This window comes from Anoxybacteroides rupiense, from assembly GCF_014196195.1.
GTDB lineage: Bacteria > Bacillota > Bacilli > Bacillales > Anoxybacillaceae > Anoxybacteroides > Anoxybacteroides rupiense.
This window is the reverse complement of sequence record NZ_JACIDF010000006.1, coordinates 189455-203564: the sequence shown is the minus strand read 5'-3', so window position 1 is coordinate 203564 and position 14110 is coordinate 189455. Positions and strand designations below refer to the sequence as shown.

Sequence of the window (14110 nt, the reverse complement as noted above, 5' to 3'; positions counted from 1 at the left end):
TATAGGGCCTGTTCATTAGAGTATCTTATCCGACTTCATGCTGATGACGTAACGTAATGAAGGCAGACCATCACCTCCTTTTTGTCTTAAACATTAGCACCTTTTTAAAAATATTCGCAGCCAATTGTCCATATCCTTACACTTGGTCATTCAATAACACCCATCTGATGTGGTCTTCCCATTTTCCGTTCACTTTGAGCATTTTTTTGGCGATCCCTTCACATTCGAAGCCAAGTTTTTTGACTACTCGAATGGAGGCTTTATTTTTGGGCATAATGGGAGCTTCAATTCGATGAAGCCGATATTCATTAAAGATGATGCCGATTCCTTTTTTCAGTGCTTCCGTGATGTATCCTTTCTTTATTTCCTCTTGATCCAGCTTATATCCTAAAATACACGATTGAAAAATGCCGCGGATTATATGGCTAAAACTAATGCAGCCAATGGCTGGGGCTTCATCTCCAGCATCCTTGCGAAACAGCCAAAGCTTAAGCAAATTTCCTGCTTTAGCTAGTTCTAAATCTTGACGCAATCGATTGGCTTGATATTCCAATGTAAAAAAATGTTCTTGTCTGTCCGCCTCCCACTTCTGCAGAAAATCTCGGTTTTTTTCATAATATCTCAGCACGGTTTCAGCAAATGTGTCATCTAGTTCTCTTAACCGCAAGCGATCGGTTTCGTAGACTCTCATGATGCGATCCTCCTTATCTTTATCCTTTCCTGAAAAAAGAATGCCACGAAACGGTTGGCCGTCCTCATTCTTACATTCTCCTTGTTCGTTTGAAATCCTGTTCGATATAAAAAACACGCATATAATGCGTGTTTCAAGCTCTTGATAAACGATTTTATTCTGCGTCACTGCGTCCTCTCATCATGAGATTCGAACGGCTACGTTCCTTGTTTGCCAAGCATTTTCAAGCCCATTTGCTGTGAAAACACCACCATAAATGAGCTTATTCTTTCGGCCATTTCTTCATTACCGTTTGGACGATTTGTTCCGCTGTTAGCCCGTAAACCTCTTTTAATTCATCCATTTTTCCAACTTGACCGAATTGTTCACGAACCCCCACACGGTATACTGGAACCGGATATGTTTCCATCAGCGTTTCAGCAACGGCACTCCCTAATCCGCCAATGAGATTATGATTTTCGGCTGTGACAATCAATCCTGTTTTTTGAGCCGCATGTATGAGCAAATCTTGGTCAATCGGCTTGATGGAATACATATCAATGACCATCGCTTCGATTCCTCGGTTGGCTAACTGTTCCGCTGCTTTCAATGCTTCTTCCACCATAATTCCGGATGCGATGATAGCGACGTCACGACCTTGGCGCAAGCATTTGCCTTTTCCTTTTGGAAAGGATTCACCATTTGTATAAAGACGCGTCGCTTTTTTACGGATGGTGCGAATATAATGAATCCCGTATTCTTGATAGATTTGTTTAAGCAGTGCGCGAAACATGGTGCTGTCGCTGACTTCATAAACGGTCGCATGCGGAATCAATCTTACAAGACCAAGGTCCTCAAAAGCCATATGAGTTCCACCGTTGTGCTCTGCCGTCACTCCCGCGTCAGATCCAATAATTTTTACATTTAATTGGGCGTATGCGCATGATACAAATAATTGATCAAAGGCTCGTCTTGTCGCGAATTGAGCAAATGTATGAACAAACGGAATTTTTCCAGTTAGAGAGAAGCCGGCCGCCACTCCCATCATATGAGCTTCCATAATGCCGCAATTGATTAGTTGCTTTGGAATAAACGACTGGATTTTATTGGTGGAGATCGAACTCATTAAATCTGCTTCTAAGGCGACCACGCGCGGATCCTTTTGCGCCAGCTCTAAAAGCGTTTCCGCATAGATTTGGCGCATTTCCTTTTCTTCTAATTCCAACGGCCAGTACTTTAGGCTCATCTGATCACATCCTCTGTGGAACATTTTTGTTCGAGTTCATAAATCGCTTCCTCGATCGCTTGACGGTCTTCGTCTGATGGCCTTATATGGTGATTGTCCTCCTTTTGTTCTAAATACGGCACGCCTTGGCCCTTAATCGTATCGAGAATGATCGCCACGGGCTTTTCTGTTTGCTGTTTTCCCGCTTGAATGGCTGCTTCAATCTCTTCCAAGCTCGCGCCGTTCACTCGGCGCACCCAAAAGCCGAAAGAGCGGAACTTCTCTACAAAGTCGATAGGATCGCATATCTCTTTGGTCCAGCCGTCCAGTTGCTTTTTATTGTCATCGACAAAGACAAATAGGCGATGGAGCTTGTGATGAGCCGCAAACTGGATCGCTTCCCAGCACTGGCCTTCGTTTAATTCTCCATCTCCCACAATCGTATACGTATAAGACGGCAAGTCAGATAATTTTTGTGATAAGGCAACACCGACAGCGACCGAAAGTCCTTGTCCTAACGAACCTGTTGTCATTTCTACCCCCGGTGTTAAGTTGCGGTCGGGATGAGAAGGGATACGGGTCCCAGTTTGATTCAATGTATAGAGCAGATCATATGAAAAAAAACCTTTGACAGCTAATGTCGCATAAAGGGCTGGTCCGCCATGCCCTTTTGATAAAATAAAACGATCACGCCGTTCATCGTGCATTTGTTGTGGAGAAATGTTCATGATTTTGCCGTATAGCACAGCTAGGACTTCAACAATTGAAAGGCTTCCTCCATAATGGCCGAACCCTAAAGCATATAGCTGCTTTAATGTCCATAATCTGATTTGATCGCGAAATCGTTCCAGCTCGCTCATCTTTGATTCCTCCTTCATCATGACTGATGCAAAAAAGCTATTAAAATAAAACCGGGAGCAGACCATTCTAAGAAGAGAACCACCAACATTAAACGTTGGTGGTATGATCAGGAGAAGCATTTTTCTTGTTGCGAATAAAAGAAAGGACGACGGCAATGACGACAGCGGCGATGATCGTCACAGTAATTCCTACTGAACCTAAATCATTCGCTATATAACCTAACACAATGCCAGAAGCCCCAAAATCGGCATCAGAGAAGGTGGTATTGGCAAACCCTAAATCTCCTAGCACCGGCATCAAGAACACCGGCAAGAAAGTAATCAGCAGCCCATTGGCGAAAGATCCAATGGTTGCGCCCCGTATTCCACCAGTAGCATTCCCGAATACGCCAGCTGTCGCACCTGTGAAGAAATGCGGAACAACCCCTGGCAAAATAATGATCGAACCGGCTATTCCAAGAATCATCATGCCGACGATCCCACCTAAGAAGCTGCAAAAAAATCCGATTAATACCGCATTTGGTGCATATGGAAACACAATGGGGCAATCAAGAGCTGGTTTGGCGTTTGGAACAAGCTTGGTCGAAATTCCTTTAAACGCAGGAACAATTTCTGCTAGGACAAGCCGAACTCCAGATAAAATAATGAACACTCCCGCGGCAAACGTAATCGCTTGAATGATGGAAAAGACAATGAAGTTTTTCCCGCCGCTTAAATTTTTTTCGATGTAGTCCGGTCCAGCAATGATGGCTACAATGATATAAAGGATGGTCATTGTTAATGCAATACTGATAGAGCTGTCTCTTAAAAAACCGAGCCCTTTTGGAAAGTTTATTTTTTCTGTTGAACGCGAATTTTTGCCGACAAGACTGCCGATCGCCCCAGATAAGGCATACCCGAGCGTGCTAAAATGGCCAAATCCGACTTGATCATTTCCTGTGATTTTTCTCATAAACGGTTGCGCCAGCGCTGGGAAAATCGCCATAATCAGACCAAGCGCTAAAGAACCGACGAAGGCGAGCTGAAATCCTTTTAATCCCGCAGCAACTAAAATCACGGCAATCATGCACGCCATATACAAGGTATGGTGTCCCGTCAGGAAAATATATTTTAATTTTGTAAAGCGAGCGACTAAAATATTAGCAATCATTCCAAAAAACATAATAAGAGCGGTTGATGATCCGTATTCGGATAATGCCATCGCCACAATCGCTTCATTATTTGGCACCACTCCATTGACGTGGAAAGCTTCTTGAAACATTTTGCCGAAAGGATCAAGCGAGCTCACTAAGATGCTAGCCCCGGCAGAGATAACAATGAAGCCTAAAAACGATTTGGTGGTTCCTTTAATGATATCGCTGGCAGGCTTTTTTTGAATGACGAGTCCAACTAGCGCAATGATGGAAACTAATACAGCCGGCTCGCTTAAAATATCCATCACAAACTTTAATACCGCATTTCCCACATGAACCCCCTCCTTATAATTTTCCTAATTCCTCCAGCTTCTGTTTTAGCTTATTTTTCATTTCTTCCTGATCGATAATGCTATCTAATATAATGCGATCTCCCAAATGGCTGGCGCCTTCTGCAATATCCTTAGCCATCACGAACAAATCAGCCATATCGCTTGTAGCGGAGCTGAGATCGCAATGTTCGACTTCGATGTGATCAACCCCTAGCTCCCTTAATACTTGTTGAATATTCATTTCCAGCATAAAACTGCTTCCAAGACCGGATCCACAAATGGCTAAAATTTTCAATCTAAATCCCTCCTAAAAAATTATTGGAATCAAATAGTTTTTTACAAAATAATCTTATGACCTCTGGAACATTGATGGTCAGAGATGACTTTCGCTTCTCTTCATCCTATATTCAGTTTTGGTCCAACCATCCGACCGGCCGAAAAACGGCATCAATTCCATGTCTATGAAAATATTCGTATATGAAGTTTGGCCCTTCGCCTCCTTTCTCTATTTCATGAAGTAAGTTTCATTCATGCATTAAGTCAGTGAATATTGATGAATAAGCTGTAAAAGCTCGGCTTTATCTTTCGCTTGAAAAAGTGCTTGAAGGCTTTCTTTATTTCCTAATAGCTTCGTTAACTGAGCGAGAGCTTTGAGATGTGTTGTATTATCGATGGCTGCAAGACAAATCAACACTTTGACTGCATTCTTTTCTTCATTTAATAGATAAGTAGGCTCATCAAGCTTTAAAATGCTCATTCCTAATTTTTGTACCCCGCATTCCGGTCTAGCATGAGGAATCGCTAGCTCTGGATGGACAATGAAATATGGTCCTAACTTCTCGACGTTTCCAATCATTTCATCAATGTAGGACGGCTGAATATATCCGTTTTGCAACAGTGGTTCTGCCGCTTTAGCAATGGCTTTCTTCCAATCGGAGATGCCTGTTTCGAATTGAATCATTTCTTCTGTAATCAGCTCATTCAACAACGGTTGTCTCCTCCTCAAGTTGGTTTTGTTCGGCTGTCCATATAACACGGCCGTAATGTCTTCTTTCAATTTTTCTGCATGCTGCACCACGCAATATCTTTCGATAATTTTTATAATTTGCTCCGGTGTCGGATATGGAGTTGAATGGGTAAATAGTTGCTGCATTACCGTATGATGAAGAAGCTTTTTTTCCGCTTCGTTCATAATCGGTTTAACGATAAAGAGTGTCTTACTTGTTTGTAGCGGAACCGTAGAAAACACGATATCGTAGTCTCGCTCATCCAGATTGGAAAACGCATCCTTTGACATAGGCGAAAGCCAGTGGAAGTTTGGAAATAATGAGTGCAAATAAGTTTCAACCATTAAACTTGAACTAATACCGTTAGAACAAACAATGACCGCTCGTATCGGTTTTTTGTTTTTGGCTTCAAGTGCATTTTGTTCAAGCAAAGCACCAAAGTGAATCGTCAAAAATCCAATCTCATCTTCGGGAATATCGATATTAAGCATTTCTTGAATGGGCTTCATCACTTCTGATACAAAACTGAACAAGCTTGCATGCTCTTCTTTAATTTCCTCTAATAGCGGATTGGTAATCGGAATTTTATACAGCATGCGATAATAGGCTGGTTTAAAATGACGATAAAGCGCTTCAATCGCTTTTGGTTTATTTTTTATTTGAAAGCACGCATATTTTTCAAAATCATTGATAATTTTTTCCGTCATAGAAGTTAGCAGCTCGGTCGATGTTGGCGATAATTGTCCTTGGGTAATTCCTAATAACAGAATGGTTAAATAGGCGAGTTCTTCAGTTTGTGTGCTTTCATTTAGAGCTTGTTGGATTGTCAGAGCGACTGGATACATATCATGCTTTTGTAAAAATTGGTTCGTATCAGAGTGAATTTGAACCCATTTTTGTTGATGCTGGCGAATGTGAATCATTTGCAGCAGGTAAATAAAGTCAAACATTCTTTCTTCAATAAAGGTTAAGCGAAAAGCTTTTTCCACGTTCTTTAAATGTTTTTCGTAAGTTGCAAATTGATCTTGATGCCCCTGCTTCCTAAAAAGATATTCAAAGATTTCATGCTTAGAAGGATGAGACGAAAACATAGAAATGCATTTTAGCATTAAATTTCGTTTGTCTTCTTCCGATCCTCTTAAATGAAAACCTTGTTCTCTCGTATAGCGGATCTTGACCCTGAATTTTTTGCTGAACTCATTGGCGCGTTTAACATCAGTAGTAACCGTATTTTTGCTGACGTTTAATAAAAACTGGTAGTGCGCATTTGAAATCAGCTCTGTTCGAATAAAGGTATAAAGCAATAAAATCAAAACCCGCTCACGTTCATCAAAATGAACCTGTTTCCTATGGATGGGGTTTGTTTTCATCTGTTGGCTCTTCCAATACTCAATCAGCTGACTTGGGATGATCAGCTCTGTTTGCTTTGTATCGATTTCCGGCAAATCGTTTTGCTTCAGCCAATCATTAATTTTTTCCAAATGGTAAAAAAAGCGCCTTGCGCTCAAGCTATGGGTTTCAATAAAAATCGGATAAGATTTCGGCCTTGTCGACATCAGCAGCTGAAATAATTCCGAATTTTTTTTATCAAGCATGAGGCAGCTCCTCCCTTTAGTTATAGTATAAGTGAAAGCGGATACAATGTGGCGGATGGTTTGGCACAATGAATGTTTCTGAGACAATGAATCATTGTGATCAATCTATTATACGATTAACCCATGGCGCTTGTTGAGCAAGATATACAACGCCTCGCTCCCTCCACATTTGTCTAGGTGTAGCCGGCAACAGCTGGCCTTCCGACCGTGAGTTTTGACAAGTGCCGTCATTCATCATACGTATACAACACGAAGATCATAAGTGAATCGATCAATTGTTCATTTGCCATTTCTGTCATAAAAATAGCTGGCTATGAACAGCCAGCTGTTTTTTATTTTTCGATATTCATTTACAATATTTCACATGGTTCGTTAAGACAGGAGCTCCTAATTGCCTCGTTTTTGAATTGGATGGGCGCACTTGTATTTGCACTCCTGTCATTTGAGCGGTAATATCCTCTATTTTTCCCACCCATATCGAACCATGCTTTTCTTGGATGGGCTGGAGCTTGAATCGCCAGCTAATTTCTCCTGGAATAAAAGCAAACCCTTCATACGTATCGTAATTTCCTAAAGTGCTAGGGGCGGGCAAATGGAGAGCGTGGATACTGATGCTTGTTCGCGGAAAACTTGGCGTCAGCTTCACCTTGTAAATCAGAGCGGCTCCGTTTGCATTTTTGCTTCGCTGATCTACAGATGGCAAAATCATGCTGCATGGCAAAGATCGTTCAGATTCTGCATAAGTGTGGTGAGAGCTTACAGTCATTATCCCGATTAACCCTAACCCAAAAATAACCCGTTGCATATGTACCTCCATTCCGTTCATTTTGGGTTAGTGTTTCTCTTTTTTTACGCCCTTATACCATCCATCCGCTATTTTTTCCTTTGCTTCTCCAGCAGTTCAATGATCCGATCGAGCTTTTCTTCTATTTGAGTTAATTGGCTTTCAGAGCCTCTGCTTCTCCCTAATAATGATCGGGTCGCCCAAAAGATCGCACTTATGAAAGCCGCAAATAACGCGAGCATCAACAGCAAAAAGATGAGGTCTCCCCACTGCATGTCAACTCTCCTTTTTTCCTTATTGTACCATAAGGAGTGACGCGGTAGCAGAAGAAATCTTATACGTATTTTTAAAGATAGCTTGATCTAAGCGCGCAGTTGTTGATAGGATCGTTCCTGTTTGATCCAATCGCTTGTTGTCTCCAACAGCATTTCTCGATGCGCAATCGACGAAAAGGTATGGTTGGCGCCTGAAATGATCTTTTTAGTGTACTTTCCTTTTCGGCGAATCGCAAAGGCGCGGTCATAGGAATAGCAAGTTTCTACAGGAATATCTTCATCATTCGTTCCGTGCACAACTAAGACGTTCCCTTGAAAATTCTCAGCCTCTGACAATGGATCGTGTTCTGCTAAAGAAGCAAAAAAATCTGGATTCAATCGATAACCACAATAGTCGATTGTTCTCGTAACATGAGTCGATCCAATCTGTCGCTGAACAATTTGTGTAATATCATGATAAGGGCGAGCAGATGGAGCCCAAAGCACAAGAGACTGTACTCTTGGATCTACAGCAGCTGTAAGCAGCGCCACAGCGCCGCCTAGACTATGGCCAATCAATGTAATCGTATGGTTTTGAAATGATTTCATGCTTGTGACGTAGTCAATGACGGTTCTTGTCTGATGGATCAGATCATCTAACCGATTATCTCCATATTCTCCGCTGCTTTCTCCGCACCCAACATAATCAAAGCGGATCACCGCCATTCCTTGGGACGAGAGATGATCAGCTGTTTGGACGAACAATCGATCGACGCCGATACGTGTACTAATAAATCCATGACAAATAATCACAACTGGTGCTTTTGCCATTGAAAAGGATGGATCAGGATAATGAATGGAGGCCATTAAACGTTCTTTTCCCCAAGTAATCGGTATGCAATTTAGCAATGTTCATTCTCCTCTCTGCGGATTGTCGATGCTTCAGGTGTTTAGAATGCGATACAAAAAATAGATCATTGAGAGTTTTTAGCGACCTAGATATGCGCGTTCCTTCCATTTCCTTGTTGGTGCTTGTCGCTTGAGAAAGCGAACAAACTTGGTTGAGTGGAACTCTTTCATTCTCTTTTTTAGAAATCAGGAGAACAATCGATTCTTCTCTCCTTCTTTATTTTTATGATGGATACTTTACCGATTTTGGATGAAGCAAAGGGACGACATGATCGTAAAATTCCGGAAGCTCAACTAAAGGGAAACGAAAGGTTAATAGCACTTTATCAATTCCAATGTCTTGAAGAGCATTGATTTTTTCAGCCACTTCTTTATAGCTGCCAATAAGGCCGGTTCGAAATCCTTCGTTATTAGCCACAAAATCGGGTAGAACAGACGCGTTCTTCCACATTCCTTTTGTTTCTGTTCGTTTTTTCAACTGCTCAATAGCAGCCTCATCTGCGTTATCAATAATGAATTGATACTCTGACAGCGCCTCATCTGTTGTTGCTCTGGCAATAACAAACGCATTGACAGCAAATTTGATCCGGCGTCCGTATCGGCTGGCAATCGCACGAACGGATTGGATTTGTTTTTTTAGCTCTTCGATTGGAGCGCCGTTCATAAAGTAATAATCTGAGAGACGCCCGGCCATTTCTTGTGCCTCTTTAGAATTCCCTCCTTGATAAATCGCGGGATAAGGCTTTTGAGTTGGTTTTGGAAGCAATGTCGCATTTTTAATTTTGTAATAGGTTCCATCAAATGAGAAATGGTCTTGTGTCCATAACCCCTTCAACACTTCGAGATACTCTATAGAGCGTTTGTACCGTTCCTCGTGCGCAATCCATTCAAGTCCAAACGCTTCCTGCTCTTGTTTAAACCATCCACTCACAAGGTTAATATGAAATCTTCCATTGGAAATCCTATCGATAGTAGCACCGATTTTGGCTAATGTAGCGGGGGGAATAAAAGCCGGTAGTACCGCTGCAATCAAATGGATTCTTTTTGTTTCTGCTGCTAGAGCTGCGATTATTGCCAATGGGTCAAGCTGTCCATGCTTTTCTGGCGAATGCCCCCCGATGCTCCCAATGTAGCGGACCGGAAACAGAACAGAGGCTACATTGAGCTGTTCCGCCGTCTTTACAAGCTTCCGATTATAGTCGAAGCTCCATTCTTGATTTTCTTCTACTCTTGCACGCAAAAAACCGCCCGAAAGATTAGAACCCCAAATCGAAAATTGCAAAGATCCCACTCTCCTTTCGTTGCCACAAATCCATTAACTTAACACCGTTTCTTTAAATAATGGAAGCAAAGAGCGTCCTAAGCGTTCCGCTTCTTCTAAATGAGGAAATCCAGATAAAATAAAATGTGTGACGCCTGCACGAATATATTCCTGCAGCCCTTCTCTTACCTGTTCAGGAGTACCGACCAGTGCCGTCCCTGCTCCTTTTCGGATTTTTCCGATACCGGTCCAGCCGTATTTATCAAACCGATCATTGCGTTTAGATAATTCATTCATTCTTTTTTGAGCAACAGAATCCGTTGTTTCATAATAATGATCTATATTGTGCTGAACGGTCGAATCCACCTTGCTGATAATTTTGTAGGCTGCGTCCCACGCTTCCTGTTCGTGATCACGAATCACAATATGGAGGCGAATTCCATATTCTAATGTTCGTCCATATTTTTGCGCCCGCTGTTTTACATCTTCTATTTGCTGTTTAGCGTGTGCTACAGGCTCCCCCCATTGAAGATAAACATCCGCCGATTGGGCAGCCACTTCTTTAGCAATCTCAGATGATCCACCAAAATAAATAGGAATATTTGGATTTTTAGAGATAGACGGGCGTAATGTTCCATCTTTAATGGTAAAGTAATGGCCTTGATGGTTGAATGAAGGCTGAGTCCAAGCGTTTTTGACGACATGGAGAAACTCGCTTGTTCGATGGTAACGCTGATCATGTTCAAGGAAGTCCCCGTCTTGGCCCAGTTCTTTCGCTGATCCTCCCGTTACGACATTAACAAGAACTCTTCCATTCGCAAAATGATGAAGAGTTGCCGCCATCTTCGCTGCCACTGTAGGAGCAATAAAACCGGGACGAAAGGCGATCAATGGTTTGATTTTTTTTGTATGATGGATAATAGCAGATCCCACCATCCACGAGTCTAAATAAGGGATGCCGGTCGGAATTAGAATTCCTTCAAACCCAGCTGTTTCCGCTGTCTGGGCGATTTGTACGATATAATCCAGCGTCGGAGGACGCTCTGGAGTTTTTAATCCTAAATATTCACCATCACCATTTGTGGGTACGTACCAATAAAAATGGACGGACATGAAAAGAACCTCCTCATTTTAAAACTTCATAGGCAAAATCAATCAGCCGCTGCTTGTGCTGATAAGAATGGTACTGGGCTGCATATGTTCTGACAGGATCGCCAGAATAAAAACGCTCATACAATTCATGTCGTGCACCGAGCGGACTGCCAATGAGATCCCAAGCGAGTTTGATAAGTTTTGTTCTTTCTTTAGCAGATGAGTATGTCCCTTTATAGTATTCATGTAGAAACGAACGGATAGGACTATCAAATTCCTCGATGCTGGAAGGCACCTGCAAAAGTCCACCGGCTCCAATTTGCTGTAAAATTTCCAATGCTCTTGGATAAAACCGCGTTCCGAGATTACGAGCAGTTGTTAAGAAGTTGGGGGCGGGAAGCAAGACACCATTATACAACTGCGCGTGATGTTCAGAAGCAATGAGCAGCGCCTTTATTGTTTCAAGTTGAATGATGAGCTCTGCTAACTTCTCTTTTACGTGTAAAAAGGCTGTGGCTCCCGCTGTTTCTGCTAGTTCATTTCCGATCGCTACTACACTTTCTAATTTACTAACAAGACGAACAACGGTTTGATGCTGACTTAGTAAAGAAGCAGCACGATCAATGCGAAGCTTCCAAGAAAATTCAGGATCTTCATAGACAAGCACTCGCTCCCATGGGAGAAATACTTCATCAAAAATCAGCACCGCATCCATCTCGTCAAACCGAGAGCTTAACGGATAATCAACAGGATGGTCATAAGCGAAAGATTCACGGCAAACGATATGAAGACCTTTCGCATGGACTGGCACTACAAAAACATTCGCAAATTCTCGTTCACTTTCGCTCCTTTTATGGAAGGAGAAAAGCAACAGTTCATCCACATAAGGAGCCGCTGTCGCAATCATTTTAGCACCGCTTAAAAAGACTCCTTCCCGATTTCGACGGGTAATACGTAACAGTCCTTCCTTACCTTTTTTAGTTATATTTGAACGATTCCTTTGCGGATCATGGCCGGCTGCTGTAGATAGCAAATCCAAATCACGAGATTGTTGATAGTAATGAGCGATTTTTTCGGAAAAACCAGGGTGTGATGATTCATACTCTGCGCGGTTGGCATACCAGCCCGTAATTAGGGAACGGGAATATTCTGATAGACGGCTCATCACACCAAATGTTTGATCCGCCCAGTATTGATAGGCAATTCTCTTTTTCTGTAAATCTTCGTGCGTTCTTGGAATAAGGAAGGAAAGATGCGCGTCTGTTCCTTCTTCTGTCCGATACATTAACAGAGATTTTGTTTCTTCGTTTTTCTGCAAGTCCAGCAGTGATTGAATGGTATGAATCGTTCCCCTAAACGCAGGATGGTGCTCGATATTGTTCACTTTCTTTCCATTGATCCAGACATTTCTGTCATTATGAAGGCGTTGAATATACGGAATGGCTTGGCTCATGTTCTTCCTTCCTCTCGCTAATGTTCTCTAAAAAATGATAAAGTTTCTTTTTAAGAGGCTGCTTCTCGTACAAGTCATACTGCTGTGCAAACGTACGTACAGGATCTCCCGTATAAAACCTTTCATACAGATCATGCCTTGATCCCAATGTACTTCCAACCAGCTCCCATCCGATTTGAAATAAAGCTGTTTTGGTTATCGCATCAACATTGGCTCCTTTGTAATATTTTTTTAATAGCGGCAAGATTGTCTCGCTTTTTTCAATCGGAGTAGAAGGAAGCTGAATAAAACCGCCGGCTCCAATTTGTTTTAAAATTTCAATCGCGCGAGGATAGTAGCGAGTTCCTAAATTCCGGGCCGTTTGCAAAGGCACACGAGCTGGAAGATAGACGGAATCGCGATGGAAAGCGCCTTGAATTTCTGAAGCGATAAGTAAAGCTTCGATGCTGTCAAGCTGTGTGTAAAGCTCTCCTAGCTTTTCTTGAACATGAAGATAGTGATCTGCTCCGATCGATTGGGCGATGGCCGTAGCGACTCCCGCTACAAACTGCAGCTTTGTCAGCAATCGAACAACGGTCTGATGATGTGCCAACACATTCAGTTGCTGATGCAACTGAGCCTGAAAAACACCTTCGGCTGATTCCTTGATGAATACCCGCTCCCACGGAATCAAAACATCATCAAAAATCAGCACCGCATCCATTTCATCAAATTGGGCGCTTAATGGATGCTTTTCTTGGTCTTGAGAAGCAAACGATTCGCGACAGACGATGTGCAATCCCTTTGAATTTAGGGGAACAATAAACATATAGGCACTGTCTGCTTGGCTTTCAGAGAGCTTTTGATGCGGCATAATAATAACGTCGTGAGCATATGGAGCAGCTGTCGCAATCATTTTGGCACCGCGGACAACAACGCCTTCTTCAGTTTTACGAACGACTCTTAATAAGGCGTCAGGATCTGTTTGCTCGGCCGACAGTTTGGATCGATCAATCTGTGGATCTAAGACAGCCGTGGTGATGATCCGGCGTTCGTCTCTGGCCTGTTCATAGTACTGTTCAGTTTTTTCAGAAAAGCTAGGGTCATATTTGGTAAATTGATCTCGATCAATAAAATACCCCGTAATTAAAGAACTGGCATAATCCGATAGTCTACTCATTACGCCAAACGTTTTTCTTGACCATAAGGTAAATGCCTCTCTTCGTGAAATGATATCCTTAAGATCCGCGGGAACTAAAAAGGATTGATGGACATACTGGCCTGTTTTTGGACTGACAAACCCTACTATTTTCTGTTCTTTCGGAGAGTCCAGCATCTCCCACAAGCGGTTGATCGTCGCCAATGTTCCTGAAAAATCTGGATGTTCCGCGAGATTGTTGATCTTTTCTCCATCCATCCACACACTTCTTCCATCTTTTAGGCTCTCAATGAATCCATTTCGCTTCTTATCAGTCATAAGCTTTTCCACTCCTTAAAAATGACTAAGCTAAGATCAGAGGCAGTATGTCTGTATTATCGCCTACTTGAAATTGATT

General features: G+C 42.3%; 13 protein-coding genes. All 13 read right to left on the bottom strand.

What is annotated here, in order from left to right; all coding sequences use genetic code 11:
- Positions 1-136: 136 nt before the first annotated feature.
- The 13 genes from GGQ95_RS11940 to GGQ95_RS11880 all read right to left on the bottom strand — a co-directional run bounded on the left by GGQ95_RS11940 (position 137) and on the right by GGQ95_RS11880 (position 14031).
- Positions 137-694, bottom strand: a complete 558-nt coding sequence (locus GGQ95_RS11940) for a GNAT family N-acetyltransferase (RefSeq protein ID WP_159720833.1) — start codon at positions 692-694, stop codon at positions 137-139.
- Between the two features lie 259 nt (positions 695-953).
- Positions 954-1916 (bottom strand): transketolase family protein, encoded by a 963-nt coding sequence (locus GGQ95_RS11935; RefSeq protein ID WP_183186855.1) that lies wholly within the window; start codon positions 1914-1916, stop codon positions 954-956.
- A complete protein-coding gene (locus GGQ95_RS11930) occupies positions 1913-2755 on the bottom strand; it encodes a transketolase (protein WP_159719813.1) in 843 nt (280 codons plus the stop codon). Before GGQ95_RS11930 ends, GGQ95_RS11935 begins: the two co-directional genes overlap by 4 nt.
- 88 nt (positions 2756-2843) lie before the next feature.
- Complete coding sequence (gene ulaA, locus GGQ95_RS11925; RefSeq protein WP_080861317.1) at positions 2844-4220, bottom strand: PTS ascorbate transporter subunit IIC; 1377 nt, start codon at positions 4218-4220, stop codon at positions 2844-2846.
- 13 nt (positions 4221-4233) lie between these two features.
- Positions 4234-4515: a PTS sugar transporter subunit IIB gene (locus GGQ95_RS11920; RefSeq protein WP_044742463.1), complete on the bottom strand. Its 282-nt coding sequence runs from the start codon at positions 4513-4515 to the stop codon at positions 4234-4236.
- Positions 4516-4755: 240 nt separating this feature from the next.
- Entirely contained in the window at positions 4756-6822 is a 2067-nt protein-coding gene (locus GGQ95_RS11915) for a BglG family transcription antiterminator (RefSeq protein WP_183186854.1), read from the bottom strand.
- Between the two features lie 346 nt (positions 6823-7168).
- Complete coding sequence (locus tag GGQ95_RS11910; RefSeq protein ID WP_183186853.1) at positions 7169-7627, bottom strand: YoqH family protein; 459 nt, start codon at positions 7625-7627, stop codon at positions 7169-7171.
- A 68-nt stretch (positions 7628-7695) separates the two neighbouring features.
- On the bottom strand, positions 7696-7881 hold the full coding sequence (locus GGQ95_RS11905; RefSeq protein ID WP_066149887.1) for a DUF4083 family protein: 186 nt from the start codon (positions 7879-7881) through the stop codon (positions 7696-7698).
- A gap of 87 nt (positions 7882-7968) precedes the next feature.
- Entirely contained in the window at positions 7969-8727 is a 759-nt protein-coding gene (locus GGQ95_RS11900; RefSeq protein ID WP_066149955.1) for an alpha/beta hydrolase family protein, read from the bottom strand.
- A gap of 265 nt (positions 8728-8992) precedes the next feature.
- A complete protein-coding gene (locus tag GGQ95_RS11895) occupies positions 8993-10060 on the bottom strand; it encodes an LLM class flavin-dependent oxidoreductase (protein ID WP_312856946.1) in 1068 nt (355 codons plus the stop codon).
- Between the two features lie 24 nt (positions 10061-10084).
- Positions 10085-11143, bottom strand: a complete 1059-nt coding sequence (locus GGQ95_RS11890) for an LLM class flavin-dependent oxidoreductase (protein WP_183186851.1) — start codon at positions 11141-11143, stop codon at positions 10085-10087.
- 13 nt (positions 11144-11156) lie between these two features.
- The gene (locus tag GGQ95_RS11885) at positions 11157-12575 is read right to left on the bottom strand and encodes a 4-hydroxyphenylacetate 3-hydroxylase family protein (RefSeq protein WP_183186850.1); all 1419 of its coding nucleotides are present in this window, start codon (positions 12573-12575) and stop codon (positions 11157-11159) included.
- Positions 12538-14031, bottom strand: coding sequence for a 4-hydroxyphenylacetate 3-hydroxylase family protein (locus GGQ95_RS11880; protein WP_183186849.1), 1494 nt, complete (start codon positions 14029-14031; stop codon positions 12538-12540). Before GGQ95_RS11880 ends, GGQ95_RS11885 begins: the two co-directional genes overlap by 38 nt.
- Between the last annotated feature and the right edge of the window lie 79 nt (positions 14032-14110).

Bases quoted from the DNA above. Each gene is read 5' to 3' on its own strand.
- GGQ95_RS11915 (WP_183186854.1), bottom strand. From the start codon at position 6,822: ATGCTTGATAAAAAAAATTCGGAATTATTTCAGCTGCTGATGTCGACA.
- GGQ95_RS11905 (WP_066149887.1), bottom strand. From the start codon at position 7,881: ATGCAGTGGGGAGACCTCATCTTTTTGCTGTTGATGCTCGCGTTATTT.
- GGQ95_RS11880 (WP_183186849.1), bottom strand. From the start codon at position 14,031: ATGACTGATAAGAAGCGAAATGGATTCATTGAGAGCCTAAAAGATGGA.
- GGQ95_RS11900 (WP_066149955.1), bottom strand. From the start codon at position 8,727: ATGGCCTCCATTCATTATCCTGATCCATCCTTTTCAATGGCAAAAGCA.
- GGQ95_RS11890 (WP_183186851.1), bottom strand. From the start codon at position 11,143: ATGTCCGTCCATTTTTATTGGTACGTACCCACAAATGGTGATGGTGAA.
- GGQ95_RS11935 (WP_183186855.1), bottom strand. From the start codon at position 1,916: ATGAGCCTAAAGTACTGGCCGTTGGAATTAGAAGAAAAGGAAATGCGC.
- GGQ95_RS11885 (WP_183186850.1), bottom strand. From the start codon at position 12,575: ATGAGCCAAGCCATTCCGTATATTCAACGCCTTCATAATGACAGAAAT.
- GGQ95_RS11910 (WP_183186853.1), bottom strand. From the start codon at position 7,627: ATGCAACGGGTTATTTTTGGGTTAGGGTTAATCGGGATAATGACTGTA.
- GGQ95_RS11930 (WP_159719813.1), bottom strand. From the start codon at position 2,755: ATGAGCGAGCTGGAACGATTTCGCGATCAAATCAGATTATGGACATTA.